We start from the raw sequence: 16956 nt of genomic DNA, 5'->3' as shown, positions 1-16956 counted from the left end.
AGCCAGACCTTTTTTAAAACCACACTAGGCCGACTGAAATGATAATGCCGGTAATGAATAGCTGAATAAGGCAGAAGCCCATGATGTCTTTTGCCTTCAGCCCGGCAATAGCGAGTACCGGTAGCGCCCAGAAGGGTTGCAGCAAATTGGTCCAGGCATCGCCCCAAGCGACTGCCATGGCCACCCGTGAAATGTCGGCACCTAACGCTTGAGCTGCAGGGAGCATCACCGGTGCTTGTACGGCCCATTGGCCGCCGCCAGAAGGGACAAACAGGTTCACAATCCCTGCGCTGATAAATGACCAGAAGGGCAGTGAGTTGGCGGTGGCAAATGAGATCAGCCACTCAGACATGCTTTCAGCCAGCCCTGATTGAACCATGATGGCCATGATGCCAGCGTAGAAGGGGAACTGAATAACAATCCCCGCGCCGCCTTTAATCGCTTCATTCAAACTAGTGAGAAGATTACGTGGCGTACGATGTAGAACAATAGCCAGGAACAGAAACAGGAAGTTAACGACGTTAAGGTTCAAGCCGCCGCCGCGCAGCAAAAAGTGATCAAGCAAGAACAGTACCCCAGGCACCCCTACGAGTAGGGAGAGGGTCAGACTATTTTCAAGACGTTCTGCCGGACGAGTAATACGTCCTACCGGCTCTGGCTCGTCATTCAGCACACTGGGGTCGACGTAGACGCTATCCTTCTCATCCGGCAGCATCATACGGTTCACTAGTGGGATGGCGATAAACAGGCAGACCACAATGGCGAGGTTGAAGAAAGCGAAAATCGTTGAGCCGGTGCTAATGACGCCAATCTGGTCAGCGGTAAAATGGCCTTCGGTGGCGATGGTCAAGGGTATCGAACCTGCCAAGCCGCCGTGCCACACCACAAAACCCGAGTAGGCACTGGCAACGAGGAGCCGATAGTCAACGCGAATCAGCCGGGCCAGCTCTTTAGCAAACAGCGCGCCGACCACAAGACCAAACCCCCAGTTAATCCAGCTGGCCGCCAAGGAAACCAGCGTCACCAGAATGATGGCGCCACCGGGCGTTTTAGCCGTACCAGCGATTTTTTGCAGAATACGTTTTACCGGCGGGGAGCTAGCCAGCATAAAACCGGTAACTAACACCAGCAGCATCTGCATAGAGAACGTAAGTAAACCCCAGAAGCCATCGCCCCAGAAGCGCAGCACCGCCAGCGGTGTTTGGCGTTCAATGGCGATCGCGGCAACCGACGCGATTAACGTCAGCAGCAGAACGAAAATGTACGGGTCGGGTAGATAGCGCTCCACCAGCTTTACGGCCGGTTTTGAGATCATTTTAAGCATGAGATGCTCTCTTTATTCATTATTAGAAAGTGCCTAGTCAGTGTCTAGGAGGTGCGTAGCTAATATACGGGTGAGCGCGCTGTTTTTCACGTTGAAGCTTCCCGCTTAATTTCACATTAGCTCAGTTGCTACTCAACGTGTTTGTTTTAGCGCCAGTGGCTTAACCGGTAGCGGCGGTGGTAGTAAAGACGATAGTAGTGAATGAGTACCGCCGAGCGAACCAGCGTAAAGAGCATAAACGCCAGCCACAGGCCATGATTGCCCAGCCCCTGGGTTAACCACCAAGCGGGCAGGTAGACGGCGAGGCCGATAAAGATGCTGTTACGCATTTCACGCACGGCGGTGGTGCCAATAAATACCCCATCAAGCAGGTAGCTCCATACCGCAAACAGCGGCATGGCCACCATCCACGGCAGATAGTGCGCTGCGGTCTCGCGTACCTCTTCAAGGCCGGTGAGCAGGGCAATAAGGCCGTTGCCGCCTAGCGCAAACAGAAGAGCCGCTGCGCCCGCTGTCCAGAATGAAAAAACGGCAGCGGCGCGCACGGTGGTCGCAAACTCACGCCAATCTTTGCGCCCATAAGCACGTCCGATCAGTGATTCCGCGGCATGGGCAAACCCATCTAGCGCATAGCTGGTGAGCATAATGAACTGCAGCAGTACAGCGTTGGCGGCGAGCACCGTATCGCCCTGACGGGCACCCTGGGCGGTAAAAAAAGCCATGGCAAACAGCAGGCCGAGGGTGCGCACAAAGAGGTTGGCGTTGACGTTAAACAGCGCGGTGTAGGCCGCCAGAGCCAGCAGGCGCTCGCGCAAAAAGTGGCCGTTCAGGTTGGCTAATTGGCGCAGTACCAGATAGCTGCCGAAGGCTAATGCACTGTAGTCGGCGATGACGCTGGCCCAGGCCACGCCGTTACTGGTCATCCCCAGGCCCACCACAAACCATAAATCCAGCACGATATTAACGCTGTTAGTCAGCAATAAAATCATTAGCGTGACGCGGGAATTTTGCTGGCCTAAAAACCAGCCCAAAATGGCGTAGTTGGCGAGTACCGCGGGCGCAGACCAGAGGCGGATGTGGGCGTACTCACGCGCTAAATCGGTGGCTACTTCACTGCCATCCAATAGCCACAAGCCTAACGTAATCAGCGGCGAGGCAAATACAATCAGCAGGCAGCCAATCACCAGCGCCATGATCAGCGACTGCCCCAGCAGGTTGCGCACATCCGTGTCGCTCTCGCGGCCCATGGCTTGTGCGACTAATCCCGTGGTGCCCATGCGCAAGAAACCAAAGCCCCAATAGAGAAAGCTGAACAGAGTCGCGCCCAGGGTGACGCCTGCCAGATAGCGAGAGTCGGGCAGATGCCCGACCACGGCGGTATCGACCAACCCAAGTAGCGGAACGGTGATATTAGAAAGAATGATTGGCCAGGCGAGGGCCCAGATACGCATTAGGCTTAAGCGGCCGTGATGATGCGGTACTTCTTCATCAACTGCTCTTGGCTTTCGTGGCGCTCTGGGTCAAGCGGGATACAGTCCACCGGACAAACCTGCTGACACTGAGGTTCGTCATAGTGGCCCACGCACTCGGTGCATAGGTTGGGGTCGATGACATAGATCTCCTCACCGGGGGAGATCGCATCATTGGGGCATTCGGGCTCGCAGACGTCGCAGTTAATGCACTCGTCGGTAATCATCAGGGCCATGGGCATACCTCGCGTATACGTTCACATTCGGGCTGTCTAATACCCGAGTGTTTTACTCAACAATGGCGTTGGCTAGCTAGTGTAGTGCTTACGTAGCGCTTCGGCGACCTGTGGATGCACCAGGCGAGAAACATCGCCACCCAACTTGGCAATCTCGCGCACGATGGTCGAAGAAATATATGAGTTTTCGACCGCCGGGGTTAAAAACACGCTTTCCAGCTCTGGATTTTGCGCCCGGTTCATGTTGGCAAGCTGCAGCTCATACTCAAAATCGGAGACCGCGCGCAGGCCACGCAGAATAATCGTCGCCCCCTGCTCATGCATCATGGTGGTGAGCAGGGTGGAAAAGCCGATGACTTCCACGTTGGGTAACGACGCACAGACCTTTTTGACCAGTTCCATGCGCGTTTCCAGGTCGAGATTGGGGCTTTTGCCAGGGCTCGCCGCCACTGCGATAACGATTTTGTCGAACATGCGCGCGCCTCGCTCAATGAGGTCGAAGTGGCCATTGGTGATCGGGTCGAAAGTGCCTGGATAGACGGCGATATTGATTTTGCCGCTGCTCATCACGATGTCTCCTCGTCCAAACGGCCAAACGGATTGTCACTGGTGAGCGAAACCGCGTGGTCGTAACCGGGTATATGAATCCGGTCGGCATGAATATCCAACTCTGGGCCTTCCAGTACTGCTTCACCGAACTGGTAGCGTGGCGCGTAGTGGCCATGGTCAGCTTTAGCGAGGTAGCTTGCCGCTGCTTCGCGGGTGGCCTCACGACGTGCTTTCCAGGCACTGATCGCCGCTGCGCCATGGCGCTGGGCAAGTAAGCGTTCGGTCACCGCAGGCGAAAGTACAACACCGGTGGCATTGTTGCCGCCGAACCCTTTGGCATTGATAAAAGAGGCATCAGCACGGAAGGCCTGGGTGGTTTGTGAAAACCGTAACCGCTCGGCATAGACATCGTCGGCTACGGCATCGAGCGTAGGAATGCCCGGCAATAGGTCGTGGGCAAAGCTGCCCAGGGCACTGGCCAACTGATCGCCCGCCGCCGAACCTTGCGAATGGCCGATAAACGCTTTAATCGCCACGACTGGCCAGTCGCTGATGCCGTTGGCGCGGGCAATCTCATCGAATACATGGGACTCGGTAATGCGGTTTTTCGGTGTGCTGGTGCCGTGGGCGTGCAAAAAGCTGCGCTCTTTGAGGGCTTTTTCACCGAGCATATCGCGCACCAGAGCGGCGGCCTTGCCGAGGGTAATGTAGTTGCCGATACCCGGCGCCGAAATCGAGCGTTTATAGCCGTCGGCGTTGACGAACACCTCAGGCACCGCGCCCAGAATATCGGCACCGACCTCCAATGCCAGGGAGTCGTCCATCAGTAGTACAAACTGGCTGGCTTCCGCCATGGTAAAGCCACAGTTGCGGGCAAACGGGCGGCAGGCGCGCTGGTAGTCGCTGTCAGTCAGTAGCTCAAGCGCGTCCAGCGCTTTTAATCCAGCATCGTCAGCCAGTGCGCCCATCGCCCGGAAGCCTTCGATGATTTCCGGCGTAATTGGCGCATCTGACGTGCCGACCATCACCACGCGGCGACGCCCTGCACGAATGTCGTCAATACCCAGGCGCAGGTTGTAGAGAAAGCTGGCGCAGGCGCCTAGCGCCGCGCCGGTGCCGCCTACGCTGCCGAGTACATAGGCATTCAAAAAGTCGGCGGGCATCTGGCCATAGCCTAGCGGCATCTGCTTGGAGGTAGCGCGCTGGCCGGTCACCAGGCTTTTGAGCAAGCCGCCCCAGCCTTGGTCATCCAACTGGCCGATGGAGTTGCCAGCGTACACGGCAATATGGTCTGGATTCAGCTGTTGGCGGAGTGTTTCCCAGGAGAAACCGCTGGCGCCCAGGCAATCACTGGCACCAAACACCGCTAGCGAGAGACCGCGCGGGTGATGCACGCTGCGATAAAGGCTGGCGGGGTCAAAACCGCTAGGCAACTGCGCCGCTGCGCGTACCTTGGGTACCTGCGCGTCGGGCAGCAATACCTCTAGTATGCCTGCGGGCACGCTGACCTCTACCTCGCGGGCATCGATCTCGCGCACTTGCCAGTCGGCCGGCAGGTTGTCGGGCAGCTGACGACGGCGCAGGGTAAAGCGCATCGGCTCAGCAAACTGCATGCTGGCCTGGCGGTTAGACGGTAGGCCGGGGGCGAGAAAACGCGGGTCTTCGTTGCGACGGATCAGGGTATGGTTCAATACCTGATCACGCAGCGACTGAGCCGGGGCGTCTACGGGCTGGCCTTGACTGTCCTGCCACCCCTTTTCGGAGTGCTCTACTAGGCGCATAAGCGCCGCCAAGCCTTCCAGTGTCTGGCGTTGCTGGTCAGCAGGGAGGGCATCAAGCACAGTGCGGCGGAAGGCCTGATGGCCAGAGGTTCTGCCAGCAGGGTTGATGCCGCCCATGCCGACAATCACCGGTAAGTGTGACAAGCCGGGTTCCTCGTGATGCGGTGGTGGTAATAACAATTATTGACAACGCTCTAAGTCAATTATAGCTAATTAAATTATAACCAAGTCAATTATAACTAGCTCTATGATGACCAAAGCGATGCGCTTAATACGTACCTAATGCGTGATCATAGCACCGGCCACGCAACGGCGTCATGCCGCAAGCGCTCGAGACTGATAGAATCACGCTTTTCAGCCGAGAGATGGCATGCAGCATAATTCTCGACCAGTGACGTCTAATCAGCCAGGCCCGCATCAGGATTTGGCGCGCAGGGTCAACCGAGCGCTCACGCACCCATTACGTAAACCGATCGCCGAACACACGCAGCGCAACTTTGCGCAGGCGGCCGAATGGTTGGCGAGCCGTCAGGCGCCGCTGATACTTGATTCCGGCTGTGGCGTCGGGGTATCGACACGCCAACTGGCGGTGCAGTTCCCCGGCCATGCCGTGATTGGCATTGATCGCAGTGAGGATCGTTTGGGGCGTGATCACGGCGAACTGCCACATAATGCGCTGCTAGTGCGCGCGGATCTGGTCGATTTCTGGCGTTTGGCTTATCAGGCAGGCTGGGCGCCCGAGTATCACTATTTGCTTTACCCCAATCCTTACCCCAAAGCAGGGCATCTCAAAATGCGCTGGCATGGCCATGCGGTTTTACCCACACTGTTGGCGCTTGGCGGGCACCTTGAGCTGCGCTCAAATTGGTCGCTTTACGTTGAAGAGTTTGCCTTGGCGGTGGCGCAGGTAACCGGCAAGCAGGCGATAGTGGCTGAATTTGCACCTGAAGGTGACTATTTAACTCCGTTTGAGGCGAAGTATGCTCAAAGTGGCCAAGCGCTGTGGCGGTTATGGGTTGATTTGGAGCGAAAATGACGTTTGTTTATTTAGTGTTGGCGATTGTGGCCGAAGTCATTGCTACGAGTGCATTAAAGGCTTCTACGGGCTTTACACGTCCATTGCCGAGCGTTGTGGTGGTGGTTGGCTACGGGCTCGCTTTTTATCTGCTCAGCCTGGTGCTGCGCACGCTGCCGGTGGGGGTCGCCTATGCGATTTGGGCGGGCCTGGGCATTGTGCTGGTCACCTTGGTCGGCATTGTGGTGTTTGGTGAAAAGCCCGATTTACCGGCGGTACTGGGGATTAGCCTGATTGTGGCGGGTGTGGTTCTGCTGCAAGTGTTTTCCAAAATGAACGTGCATTGAGGTAATTTAATGGGTTGTTTTTTTACTGTTAAGCGTCTGCGGCGCTGGTCGCTGGTGTCCGGGGTTGCCTCGCTGGCCCTGTGCGCCAGTGCCAGCCTGTTCGCTGATTTCAGCCGCCTGAGCCAACTGCAGAACAAAGGTTTCTCGATCAGTGCTGAAGCGCGCCTGCTTGACGCCGACACAGGCGCCAATGCGCTGCTGGGCAGCATTAATCCAGAGCGCCAGTTATCGCCCGCGTCTGTTACCAAGGCATACCTGGCGGCGGCGGCGCTGAACCGTTTTGGTCCTCAGCATCGCTTTACCAGCCAGCTAGTTAGCTCGGGCAGGGTTGAGGATAGAGCTGAAGGCGGTGTGCTGCGTGGCGATTTAGTGTTTGAGGGCGGTGGCGACCCCGGCCTGACCACGGAAAACCTATGGCGCTTGGTGCAACGTTTGCACTTAGCCGGGGTGCGTGAAATTGATGGCGCTTTGGTGATCAGCCAGTGGCGGTTTGGGCCGGTTGACTGTATTACTACCGACCGCTGCGATGCCCTCACGCGGGTCGCCAACGCCTACAGCGCGCCGCTTTCGTCAGCAGGCGTTAATTTCGGCAGTTGGTGTGTCAATGTCGCCCCCGCTGCTAGCGCAGGTGAGCCAGCCCGGGTGGGGCTGTGCGATAGCCAGACCTCGCTGATCACCATTGATAATCAAGTCGTCACTCGCCCAGCCAATAGCGGCACAGAGATTAGCGCTGAACGTATCACCGATGAACGTGGTGATGTGATGCGCCTGACGGGACAGATTTCGACTAATGCCACTGCCCGGGATGTTTATCGTGGCGCGGGCGATGCGGCCGAGAAAACCGCACAAGTGCTGATGGGGATGCTAAATCAGGCGGGGATTCAGGTGCGCGACTCATGGCGCGTCAGTTCGACCCAGCCGCCCAGCACGGCGCAGCGCTTGGCCGCCGTCGACAGTCAGCCCCTGCAAGAAATATTGCTGCGCATCATGAACTACTCCAATAACTACATGGCTGATGTACTGGCGCTTGATCTGGTCGAGACGCCCCAGGCGCAGTTACGCCAGGCAGGCCAAGCCATTGAGTCTTATGTGCAGCATCTTCCCGGTCATGGGCCATTAACGTTGTATAGCGGCAGTGGGCTGACCACGGAAAACCGCACATCGGCTCAGGGGGTTAATGTGATGCTGGAAGACATGTTTCGGCAGAGCGCGCTGTTTCCAAGCTTTGTGGCCGCCTTTCAGTCACCAGCCAACGGCGTTATGCGCTTTATTCGGCGTGGTTCAACCACGTTTCAAAACAATGTCATGTTAAAAACCGGTACCCTTAATCAACCCTTTGCTGTGCGCGCCGCGGCGGGCTATTTTCGCACCGCGCAAGGACGCTGGGGAGTATTTAGTGTCATGGTCAATGGTAGCGGCAGTACGCCGTACTTAAGCTGGTCTGAGGTGCTGGATCCCTTATCACTGGATCTGGACGCCATGATTTTAGCGAACTGATTTCCCTTTACGCTCACAAGGTGAGGCGACCTGCATGAAACCAGGGCATACCGGTTTAACCCATTTGGTCCACTCCACGCGCTATTCGTGGAAGGGGCTTAAGGCAGCGTTTAGAAACGAGGCAGCCTTTCGCCAAGAAGTCGTGATTACTGCGTTGTTACTCCCCTTCGCCTGGTGGATAGGGGACAGCATCATCAGTTGGCTACTATTGGTAAGTAGCCTGTTTTTTGTGCTGATCGTAGAGTTACTTAATAGTGCCATTGAAAACGTGGTTGATCGCATTGGTACTGAGCATCACGAGCTTTCTGGCCGGGCCAAGGATATTGGCTCCGCCGCTGTTATGCTGTCACTGATGATGGCCGGCCTTACTTGGGGTCTATTAGGTTGGGAAAAGTTTTATAGCTAAGCTGATTTAAGAGCTAAATATTTTTAACACGCTGGACAGCGAGGTAATTATGCAAGTGAACGACGATTTTTTACCGTTGTCGACGCTGCCAGCGTCGTTACAAAAAGCTACCCAGGCCGCTTGGCAGCGCTTAATTGAGGCGCTGACCCAAGCCGATAATATTGCTGAGATGACCCAGCAAGAACTGCCTTCAAGCAGTTGGCTGGGGCTTTCTGAGCAGCGCCGTGAGGCGCTTGCTAAAGTGTTGGCCATTTCAACCTTCGCGCTGGATGCCCTGGCCCGCTACCCCCAGTGGTTGGCTGAGTTGGATATTGCCGGTGAATTGGACATAAACCCCGGGCGGGATGAACTGGCTAGCTGGCTGAATGAGTCGCTTGAGAGCGCCGACGACGAAGAGGCCATGCAGCGGGTGATTCGACGTTTTCGCCGCAAGCGGATGGTCGGCATTATCTGGCGTGACCTTAATCGTGCGCCCGGCCACGTTATGTGGGATACCGCCAAGGCGGTGTCTGAGCTTGCCGAAATCTGCCTGGAAGCCGCGTTGAGCTGGCTTGAGCAATTTTACGCGCCGCGCTGGGGGGAGCCCGCGCCACGCAAAGACGGCTCGCCCCAGCGCTTGGTTGTGCTGGGTATGGGCAAACTGGGTGCGGGTGAGCTGAATCTCTCCTCCGATATTGATCTGATCTTTGCCTTTCCTGAAAAAGGCGAAACCCAGGGCGGGCGCAAGCCCTTAGAGCATCAAGAGTACTTTACCAAGCTTGGTCAAAAGCTCATCGGCGCCCTAGATGCTATCACGGCGGACGGTTTCGCCTTCCGCGTTGATATGCGCTTGCGGCCTTTAGGCGACGGCGGGCCGCTGGTGGGCAGTTTTTCCATGCTCTCCAGCTACTACCAGGATCAAGGCCGTGAGTGGGAGCGCTACGCAATGCTGAAAGCGCGTCCTGTGGCAGGTGATTTAGACGCAGGCGATGAGTTGCTCGCCGGGCTACGCCCCTTTGTGTATCGCAAATATCTTGATTTCGGCGCGATTGAGTCGCTGCGTGAGTTGAAAGCGATGATTAACCGCGAAGTGAAGCGCAAGGGTATGCAGAGCAATATCAAGCTTGGCCCCGGCGGCATTCGCGAGGTTGAGTTTGTGGTACAGGCGTTCCAGCTGATTCGCGGCGGCCGTGATACCGAGCTGCAGGTGACATCGCTGAAAACCGCGCTCAACCGCTTGCCCGAGCTAGGCCTGTTGCCGCAAGAAGTGGTTGATGAGCTGCTGCCCGATTACGCTTTTCTGCGCGATGTCGAACACGCCCTTCAAGCGCTGGAAGACCGCCAGACGCAAACCCTACCCAGCGATGACAGCGACCGTGAGCGGGTAGCCTTTGCCATGGGCCATGAAGACTGGCCGGGGCTGATTGCCCAGCTTGATGAAGTGCGCGAGCGCGTGCGCCAGCACTTTGATGCAGTGATCGCGGACCCTGAAGAGGACGTGGATGAGGCCAACGATGACAGCCAGCTTGGCTTGGCCCAGTGGCGACTGATTTGGCGCGGCGAGCTAGAGGCGGAGGAGGCCACTGCGCACCTTGCCGAGGCGGGCTTTAATGAGCCGGAAAAAGCCTTAAAGCGACTGCAGAGTCTTTACCACTCCCGGCAAGTGCAAAGCATGCAGCGGATTGGCTTTGAACGATTAGATGCGTTGATGCCGCTACTGCTGGACGCCGTGGCCGACAACGAGGCGCCTGATACGGCGCTTGCGCGGGTGCAGCCGCTGATTGAGTCCGTCTTACGGCGTACCGCTTACCTTGCCCTGCTGCGCGAAAACCCTCAGGCGCTTGAACACCTGATGCGTTTGTGTGCTTCCAGCCCCTGGATCGCCGAACAGCTGGCGCGTTATCCCATCCTACTCGACGAGCTGCTGACGCCGGAAACGCTCTACACCCCGGCTGATAAAGCGCGCCTGGCCGATGAGCTGCGCCAAACGCTGAACCGCTTGCCAGAGGATGATGACGAGGCGCAACTGGAGGCGCTGCGTGTCTTTAAGCACGCGCAAACGCTTCATGTCGCGGCGTCAGATATCATGGGTACTCGGCACCTGATGAAAGTAAGTGATTACTTAACGTTTATCGCTGAAGTTATTCTTGATGCCGTACTGGCCATGGCGTGGAAACATATTACCCGCAAGCATGGCGTTCCTGAGGGTCTGAATACCCGCGAGGCAGCCTTTCTGATTGTCGGCTACGGCAAGCTGGGCGGCATTGAACTGGGCTACAGTTCCGATTTAGATCTTGTTTTCCTGCATGATAGCGATGGCCAAGGCGCGACGGATGGCCCACGGCCCATTGATACACCCGTATTTTTCACCCGCTTGGGCCAGCGTATTATTCACCTGCTTACCGCGGTAACCCCCACCGGCACGCTCTATGAAGTAGATATGCGTCTACGGCCTTCGGGGAATTCAGGGCTATTGGTAACATCGCTTAAAGCCTTTGCAGACTATCAGCGGCAGAACGCCTGGACGTGGGAACACCAAGCGTTGGTGCGCGCCCGTGTCGTGGCGGGTAGCGATGTGCTGGCCGAAAAATTCGCCCAACTGCGCGGCGATATTTTAGGCAATGAACGCGATAAAGCCGCACTGCGCGAAGAAGTGGTCAAGATGCGTCAGAAAATGCGCGACCATCTGGGCAGCAAAGCGACCAGTGATACGTTTAATATTAAGCAAGATGCGGGCGGTATGGTGGATATTGAGTTTCTCTGCCAATACGCGGTGTTAGCACTTGCTCACCAAACCCCCGCGCTACTGACGTATAGCGACAATATCCGTATTTTAGAGAGCCTGACAGAGAGTGGGCACTTACCTTATGAAGAAGCGGAGCGACTGAGACAAGCTTACCTGGCCTATCGCAGCGCTACCCATCGAGCGGCGCTCACCGGTGAAAAAGCGCTCACCGATGGTGAAGAGTTTAGAGAACATCGCGATATAGTCACCGCGCTCTGGCAGCGCTTTCTTGAGCCACCAGCCACTGATAATAACTAGCCCGGCAAACGGGGCACTCTGACTAGGAAGAAACAATGAAGCCATGGAGTCAGGCGGGGTGGCCCGCATGATTGGAAATATCCTGGCCACGCTATTGCCCGTGTTTTTAATCACCGGTTGTGGCGCGGCCTATGGACGCTACCGGACACCAGACATTCGCAGCCTGAATACACTCAATATGGAGCTGTTCGTTCCCCTATTGGTATTCGCCGTGCTGGCTGACCGCCAGGCGCCACTTGCCGAATACGCCTGGCTTGCTACAGCGGCTGTTGCGGTGGTGCTGGGGTCGGGGATTGTGCTGTGGCCGCTGGCTAGGTGGCTTAAGCTGGATATTAAAACCTTTCTTCCCCCTATGATGTTCAACAATTCAGGCAATATGGGGGTGCCGCTACTGGTACTCGCATTCGGCCCTGACGCGCTACCTGCCGCGGTGGTGGTGTTTATTGTTGAGATGCTGCTGCACTTCTCGGTAGGGCTTTATATGCTAAACCCGCGTACTTCGCTATGGCGGATGCTGCGCATGCCTATCGTGTTGGCGAGCTTGGCGGGGCTTTCAGTGAACACCAGTGGACTGCCGCTACCGGGCTGGCTGCTGGAGGCTATGCGTATGCTGGGTGAAGTATGTATCCCCTTAATGCTGTTTGCGCTAGGGGTGCGGCTGCTGGAAATTGACTTTAGCGATTGGCGCACGGGGATGCTGGGGGCGGTGCTCTGTCCGCTGTCGGGGTTAGTGATTGCGTTGCCATTAATGTGGCTACTGCCACTTAATGACATGCAGATGGCCGTGCTGCTGGTGTTTGCAGCGTTACCCCCCGCGGTATTGAATTATTTGGTGGCAGAGCAGTACCAGCTTGCGCCACAGAAAGTGGCGTCGCTGGTACTGATTGGTAATCTGGGGAGCTTGGTAGTTATGCCGCTTACGCTAGCCGCGGCATTCACTTGGGTACATGCGCCTCTTTAACAGGCGCTGCAATTGAGGGACTGCGTTCTTATCGATCATCTTTGACTTCACTGTCTTTAACTTTATAGTGACCTTCTAATGCGTCCTGATGCCCTGGACGGCTGTTCGCAGAGGCATTCCAGTGAGAATAACCGCCGCCGATATCCTGCGCCTGCTGGGCACGTAGCTGCTCCATACGTTTTTTCATTTTATGCCGCACAAAAGGCATCATCGCCCAGCCAATCAATAAGAAAAACAGGCCGAGTACCACACCTACTATCATCAACGCGCCAAAGGCCAGCCACGTAAACAGCAGCTTTAAACTACCTGCCAGGCCGGTGGGTTGGGTTTGCGCTGCACGGGCGCGCCATTGGTTTGCCGCTTGCCATGCTGCGTTGCGTTGGTCGCGATTCATCTGTGGCATGAGAGCCTCCATCGGTTATTCGCACCCATTGGAACACAGTTGGTCTAGCAAGTTCACTGCATGGCAATAGGACGCAATGCGTCGTCGGCGGCGCCGGGCCATGCACTACTGACAGTGCGATTAGGTTTTCCAACTGTTACCATTAAGCTGTACAAAACAAGTTTGGCTGTACAAGCATGCGCTTAGTACGCAGTGCTTATCTAAACAGAGCTCATCTAACAGGACGGTTATATGGCTAATCATGGAGGCAAGTCGGTATTCATCGCATCAGTGGTGATTATTTTTGGCTTGGTAGTTGTCGGGGCGTCATTTCCTGAAGGATTTGCCAACGCGGCAGAGGGGGCGCTGACGACCGTTACCGAGCTATTTGGGTGGTTTTATCTATTTTCTGTTTTTGGGTTTGTGATTTTTCTCTTTGGCTTGGCGCTGAGTAAATACGGTAAAGTTCGCTTGGGGCCACAGGATAGTAGCCCCAGCTATACATTTTTTTCGTGGATAAGCATGCTGCTGGCCGCGGGCTTTGGTGTCGGTCTGGTGTTCTATGGCATGGCGGAACCCATGTTTCATTATATTGAGCCTCCTTATGGGGATAGAACCGCCGAATCCGAAGCGGCAGCACGCTATGCTATTCAATACAGCTATTTTAACTGGGGCATACACCAGTGGGCGGCCTTCTCCATTGTGGGGCTGATCATTGCCTATTTTCAGTTCCGCAAAGGGCAGGCGGGGCTTGTTTCTTCGGTGTTGTCGTCAATAACGGCTAAAAATCCTAAGGTACGTCCCTATGCCTCTTGGTTGGACGTGTTTGCAGTGGTGGCCACGGTAATGGGGGTGGCTACTTCGCTCGGCTTGGGTGTCCTGCAAATGAACGGCGGTTTGAATGCCGTGTTTGGCCTTCCTGAAAACGGTCTTTGGCAGTTTATTATTTTGTTTGTCATGTTCTGTGCTTACATGGCATCCACCTGGTCGGGGTTGGACAAAGGCATCAAGCGCCTTTCTAATCTCAACATGGTGCTATGCATTGGGTTAATGCTGTACGTACTGTTCACTGGCCCTACCGTTGCGATACTCGAAACGATTACCGTGGGGATTGGTGATTACCTGCAGAATTTCATCGGTATGAGCCTGCGTATTTCGCCGTACAGTGATAATGAGTGGGCGAGCAGCTGGACGATTTTCTACTGGGCCTGGGTAATCGCTTGGTCGCCGTTTGTGGGTACATTTATTGCCCGCGTTTCCCGCGGACGTACCATCCAAGAGTATGTGTTTGGGGTGCTGTTCGTACCGCCGCTACTCGCCTGTTTATGGATTGGCGTATTTGGTGGGGCGGCACTTCAGATGGAGTTGAACGGTACGGATGTCGGCTTGGCAGCGGCGACCCAGGACAATATAACGGTGGCACTGTTCGAGATGTTCGACTTAATGCCATTTTCGGGCGTGCTGTCAGTGGTCGCCATGATGCTGATCTTTATTTTTCTGGTCACCTCAGCAGACTCTGCCTCGTACATTGTGGCGCAAATGACCGATAATGGTTCGATCAATCCGCCGCTCTATAAGCGCATCATTTGGGGTGTGCTGATCGCTGCCATCTGCCTGACATTGATTGCATCCGGTGGCTTAACGGGGCTGCAGTCCGCATCAGTGCTATCGGCACTACCGTTCACCTTTATTCTGTATATGATGGTGTTTGTTTTAGTGCAGGAACTGCGCGCGGACCGCAAGGCGATGCTGACGCAGCTTTATCGTCGCCATGGGGAAACTCCAGTGGGGGCTGACGCCTTTGAAGCCGAGCTATTAGGGGAAGAAGAGCGTCTTCGTCGTGCGCCCAATGTGGTCAACCGGCGCATTAATAGCTAGCAATGCTAGGAACAGGCAAGCTTTTGTGTTGCGGGAGCTTGCTATTTCAGGAGCACGATACATGGAGCGAAGAGGCTAATGGCTCGGCAAGGACGCCATGGCGCAACGCGAAGGCAGCCCAAAGGGGTTGCCTTTGATCGTTGGCTCGACCGGGTAGTGACCGTAGCCGTACTGACGGCCATGATCATTGGCTTGGCCGCGGTGGCTGCGCACTGGTTGCTCTGACGCTGCTAGCTCTTTGCTAAGTTAGCTCTTTGCAAAGCCAGCTCTTCGCAAAGTTAGCTTTTCGCAATGGTCGTATCACAACGCCCGGCTTTTTTAAGCCGGGCGTTTGCGTGTCTCTACCCGGTTCCGGCCCAGCCGTTTGGCGCGGTAAAGGTGCTGGTCAGCGTGTTCAACCAATGCTTCAGCGCTAATCAAAACGCCCGCGGACATACTAGCAACACCCATGCTAACGGTGAGGTCTGAATGAGTGCTTGAAAAAGCGTGAGGAATGGCCAGCGACAGCACGGCTTCGCGCAAACAGTTGGCAACGTCTACCGCGTCATCATGGTCTTGGTCTGGCAGTACACAAACAAACTCCTCGCCGCCATAGCGGGCGAGTAAATCCCGTGCAGGGTCAATACACTGATTGAGTGCATTGGCGACCGCACGCAGCGTCTCGTCACCCATGGCATGGCCATAGTGGTCGTTAAACTCTTTAAAGTTATCGATATCGATAAAAATCACTGATAGCGGCTGCTGCGTTTGCTGCGCCAAGAGCCAGTGTTGTTTATAAAACTCATCGAAGTGGCGGCGGTTAGCTACCCCTGTTAGGCCATCCATATTGGATAAGTGATGTAACTGGTCGCGTTGTTCCAGGCCTTGCTGAAAGGCTTTCAACAAATGATCCAAACTATCTACCAGGTGTCCCAGTTCATCATGGCGGTGGCCGTGTAACGCTGGTTTGGGCCACTGACCAGGGCGGTTGGGATCGGTTTGGGCAATCGCCGCATGTACTTTGAGCAGGGGTCGGGTAATAAACACGTGGAAAAATGCGATGACCAGAATGCTTAGAATAAACGCTTCCAGAATACTGAAGCCAACCACCGCATAAATCCGCGTCAGAAACTGCTGGGTTAAATAGCCTTCTGATAGCATCAGCTCAATTTCGCCGACAATGGCTTCCGGCATATCACTGCCCATGTAATATTGGAGGGCGGTTTGGTGATGCAGTATATCGCCAAACAGGTACTGGCTGAGCCAGGTCGAATCCGCCTGTTCGGGGGTGTTAAATTCAGCCAGCGCACGGCCAAAATCGTCGCGAATGGAGACCCACGCTACCTCATCATCACTAATCAGCCCGTAAGCGATTTGGTGGGCGAGGTCGGGGTTTAGTTGGAAGGCGGCTTCGGCGGCTGCCCCATTAACAATCGCCAGTTGCTGGGCAACACGCAGTTGCACTTCTTGGCGCATATTGGTGGCGTGGCTGAACAGTTCAATACTGCCCGCCACGCTACTAATCAGTAACGCAATCAGCAGGGTGAGCAGCGCTTGCTTAGTGGTTAAGCTGCCTTTTTTAGGCGCGATGCCAGGGGCAGAGAGAGGAAACCGCGGGCGAGGGCTTATCACTGGCTCTCCTCCTGTCTATCGCGATGCAGGGCATCTAATTGCGTTTGCAAACGTGCCAGAAGCGCTTCAGAAACGCTGGGATGGCAGGCGAGATAAAGCGGTGCACGGTGAAAGGTAAACAAATGTTCGAGCGCTATGTTCTGTTCTTGTGCCATAAATTCACCGGTTGCTTTGCCTGTCACAATGACATCAAGCAGGCCCGCCTTTAAGCGCGCGATATTTTCTCGCTCTGAGGGAGCAAGTAGAACATTACTGCCGCTAGAAGCAACGTACTCGCCTACAGCATCTTCCCGAAAGCTTCCTACACGCCAGTCGCGCAGCTCAGAAAGCGATGTAACATCTAGCTCGCGTTCGGCTATGCGTATTCCGCCCTATCGTGACCGCCCATTCCGTTTGAACGTGACCGTCTGTTCTGGATGATGGTGACCGCGCATTCCGTTTTATCGTGACCGATTTTGGGCAGTTTTCCGGAATCGCC

General features: G+C 55.6%; 16 protein-coding genes. 8 read left to right on the top strand and 8 right to left on the bottom strand.

Annotation, left to right across the window (positions count from 1 at the left end; translation table 11 throughout):
• Positions 1-13: 13 nt before the first annotated feature.
• The 5 genes from V8L70_RS18530 to V8L70_RS18510 all read right to left on the bottom strand — a co-directional run bounded on the left by V8L70_RS18530 (position 14) and on the right by V8L70_RS18510 (position 5476).
• Positions 14-1324 carry a short-chain fatty acid transporter gene (locus V8L70_RS18530; protein ID WP_101147588.1) on the bottom strand — a complete coding sequence of 437 codons (1311 nt, stop codon included), beginning with the start codon at positions 1322-1324 and terminating at the stop codon, positions 14-16.
• A gap of 146 nt (positions 1325-1470) precedes the next feature.
• Positions 1471-2775, bottom strand: coding sequence for an MATE family efflux transporter (locus tag V8L70_RS18525; protein ID WP_101147587.1), 1305 nt, complete (start codon positions 2773-2775; stop codon positions 1471-1473).
• A 5-nt stretch (positions 2776-2780) separates the two neighbouring features.
• Positions 2781-3029: a YfhL family 4Fe-4S dicluster ferredoxin gene (locus tag V8L70_RS18520; RefSeq protein ID WP_008957577.1), complete on the bottom strand. Its 249-nt coding sequence runs from the start codon at positions 3027-3029 to the stop codon at positions 2781-2783.
• Between the two features lie 72 nt (positions 3030-3101).
• The gene (coaD, locus tag V8L70_RS18515) at positions 3102-3596 is read right to left on the bottom strand and encodes a pantetheine-phosphate adenylyltransferase (RefSeq protein WP_101147586.1); all 495 of its coding nucleotides are present in this window, start codon (positions 3594-3596) and stop codon (positions 3102-3104) included.
• Positions 3596-5476: a beta-ketoacyl synthase gene (locus V8L70_RS18510; protein WP_101147616.1), complete on the bottom strand. Its 1881-nt coding sequence runs from the start codon at positions 5474-5476 to the stop codon at positions 3596-3598. Before V8L70_RS18510 ends, coaD begins: the two co-directional genes overlap by 1 nt.
• 253 nt (positions 5477-5729) lie before the next feature.
• Here V8L70_RS18510 and trmB point away from each other — a divergent pair, with 253 nt between their 5' ends.
• From trmB to V8L70_RS18480, 6 genes are all read left to right on the top strand, one after another.
• Complete coding sequence (gene trmB / locus V8L70_RS18505; protein WP_101147585.1) at positions 5730-6395, top strand: tRNA (guanine(46)-N(7))-methyltransferase TrmB; 666 nt, start codon at positions 5730-5732, stop codon at positions 6393-6395.
• Positions 6392-6721, top strand: coding sequence for a DMT family transporter (locus V8L70_RS18500; RefSeq protein WP_101147584.1), 330 nt, complete (start codon positions 6392-6394; stop codon positions 6719-6721). Before trmB ends, V8L70_RS18500 begins: the two co-directional genes overlap by 4 nt.
• A gap of 9 nt (positions 6722-6730) precedes the next feature.
• On the top strand, positions 6731-8218 hold the full coding sequence (dacB, locus tag V8L70_RS18495) for a D-alanyl-D-alanine carboxypeptidase/D-alanyl-D-alanine endopeptidase (RefSeq protein ID WP_101147583.1): 1488 nt from the start codon (positions 6731-6733) through the stop codon (positions 8216-8218).
• A 34-nt stretch (positions 8219-8252) separates the two neighbouring features.
• Positions 8253-8624, top strand: coding sequence for a diacylglycerol kinase (locus tag V8L70_RS18490; RefSeq protein WP_008957571.1), 372 nt, complete (start codon positions 8253-8255; stop codon positions 8622-8624).
• A 49-nt stretch (positions 8625-8673) separates the two neighbouring features.
• Positions 8674-11646, top strand: a complete 2973-nt coding sequence (gene glnE / locus V8L70_RS18485) for a bifunctional [glutamate--ammonia ligase]-adenylyl-L-tyrosine phosphorylase/[glutamate--ammonia-ligase] adenylyltransferase (RefSeq protein WP_101147582.1) — start codon at positions 8674-8676, stop codon at positions 11644-11646.
• A 67-nt stretch (positions 11647-11713) separates the two neighbouring features.
• Positions 11714-12607, top strand: coding sequence for an AEC family transporter (locus tag V8L70_RS18480; RefSeq protein ID WP_336270338.1), 894 nt, complete (start codon positions 11714-11716; stop codon positions 12605-12607).
• A gap of 28 nt (positions 12608-12635) precedes the next feature.
• On the opposite strand, the gene V8L70_RS18475 is transcribed toward V8L70_RS18480, so the two are convergent.
• Positions 12636-13010: a hypothetical protein gene (locus V8L70_RS18475; protein ID WP_176302311.1), complete on the bottom strand. Its 375-nt coding sequence runs from the start codon at positions 13008-13010 to the stop codon at positions 12636-12638.
• Positions 13011-13241: 231 nt separating this feature from the next.
• On the opposite strand from V8L70_RS18475, the gene V8L70_RS18470 reads away from it, so the two are divergent.
• Positions 13242-14867, top strand: a complete 1626-nt coding sequence (locus V8L70_RS18470) for a BCCT family transporter (protein ID WP_336270334.1) — start codon at positions 13242-13244, stop codon at positions 14865-14867.
• A gap of 78 nt (positions 14868-14945) precedes the next feature.
• Complete coding sequence (locus tag V8L70_RS18465) at positions 14946-15092, top strand: hypothetical protein (RefSeq protein ID WP_336270332.1); 147 nt, start codon at positions 14946-14948, stop codon at positions 15090-15092.
• Positions 15093-15185: 93 nt separating this feature from the next.
• On the opposite strand, the gene V8L70_RS18460 is transcribed toward V8L70_RS18465, so the two are convergent.
• Together V8L70_RS18460 and V8L70_RS18455 are read right to left on the bottom strand one after the other, a co-directional pair.
• Positions 15186-16478, bottom strand: a complete 1293-nt coding sequence (locus tag V8L70_RS18460) for a GGDEF domain-containing protein (protein WP_336270330.1) — start codon at positions 16476-16478, stop codon at positions 15186-15188.
• Positions 16475-16633 carry a hypothetical protein gene (locus V8L70_RS18455; protein ID WP_336270327.1) on the bottom strand — a complete coding sequence of 53 codons (159 nt, stop codon included), beginning with the start codon at positions 16631-16633 and terminating at the stop codon, positions 16475-16477. Before V8L70_RS18455 ends, V8L70_RS18460 begins: the two co-directional genes overlap by 4 nt.
• Between the last annotated feature and the right edge of the window lie 323 nt (positions 16634-16956).

This window comes from Vreelandella arctica, from assembly GCF_037070215.1.
GTDB classification, from domain to species: Bacteria; Pseudomonadota; Gammaproteobacteria; order Pseudomonadales; family Halomonadaceae; genus Vreelandella; species Vreelandella arctica.
This window is presented reverse-complemented; position numbering and strand designations above follow the sequence as displayed.

Bases quoted from the DNA above. Each gene is read 5' to 3' on its own strand.
- V8L70_RS18520 (WP_008957577.1), bottom strand. From the start codon at position 3,029: ATGGCCCTGATGATTACCGACGAGTGCATTAACTGCGACGTCTGCGAG.
- V8L70_RS18465 (WP_336270332.1), top strand. From the start codon at position 14,946: ATGGCTCGGCAAGGACGCCATGGCGCAACGCGAAGGCAGCCCAAAGGG.
- V8L70_RS18490 (WP_008957571.1), top strand. From the start codon at position 8,253: ATGAAACCAGGGCATACCGGTTTAACCCATTTGGTCCACTCCACGCGC.
- V8L70_RS18455 (WP_336270327.1), bottom strand. From the start codon at position 16,633: ATGGCACAAGAACAGAACATAGCGCTCGAACATTTGTTTACCTTTCAC.
- V8L70_RS18475 (WP_176302311.1), bottom strand. From the start codon at position 13,010: ATGCCACAGATGAATCGCGACCAACGCAACGCAGCATGGCAAGCGGCA.
- V8L70_RS18510 (WP_101147616.1), bottom strand. From the start codon at position 5,476: ATGGGCGGCATCAACCCTGCTGGCAGAACCTCTGGCCATCAGGCCTTC.
- trmB (WP_101147585.1), top strand. From the start codon at position 5,730: ATGCAGCATAATTCTCGACCAGTGACGTCTAATCAGCCAGGCCCGCAT.
- V8L70_RS18480 (WP_336270338.1), top strand. From the start codon at position 11,714: ATGATTGGAAATATCCTGGCCACGCTATTGCCCGTGTTTTTAATCACC.
- V8L70_RS18530 (WP_101147588.1), bottom strand. From the start codon at position 1,324: ATGCTTAAAATGATCTCAAAACCGGCCGTAAAGCTGGTGGAGCGCTAT.
- dacB (WP_101147583.1), top strand. From the start codon at position 6,731: ATGGGTTGTTTTTTTACTGTTAAGCGTCTGCGGCGCTGGTCGCTGGTG.
- V8L70_RS18500 (WP_101147584.1), top strand. From the start codon at position 6,392: ATGACGTTTGTTTATTTAGTGTTGGCGATTGTGGCCGAAGTCATTGCT.
- glnE (WP_101147582.1), top strand. From the start codon at position 8,674: ATGCAAGTGAACGACGATTTTTTACCGTTGTCGACGCTGCCAGCGTCG.
- coaD (WP_101147586.1), bottom strand. From the start codon at position 3,596: ATGAGCAGCGGCAAAATCAATATCGCCGTCTATCCAGGCACTTTCGAC.
- V8L70_RS18470 (WP_336270334.1), top strand. From the start codon at position 13,242: ATGGCTAATCATGGAGGCAAGTCGGTATTCATCGCATCAGTGGTGATT.
- V8L70_RS18525 (WP_101147587.1), bottom strand. From the start codon at position 2,775: ATGCGTATCTGGGCCCTCGCCTGGCCAATCATTCTTTCTAATATCACC.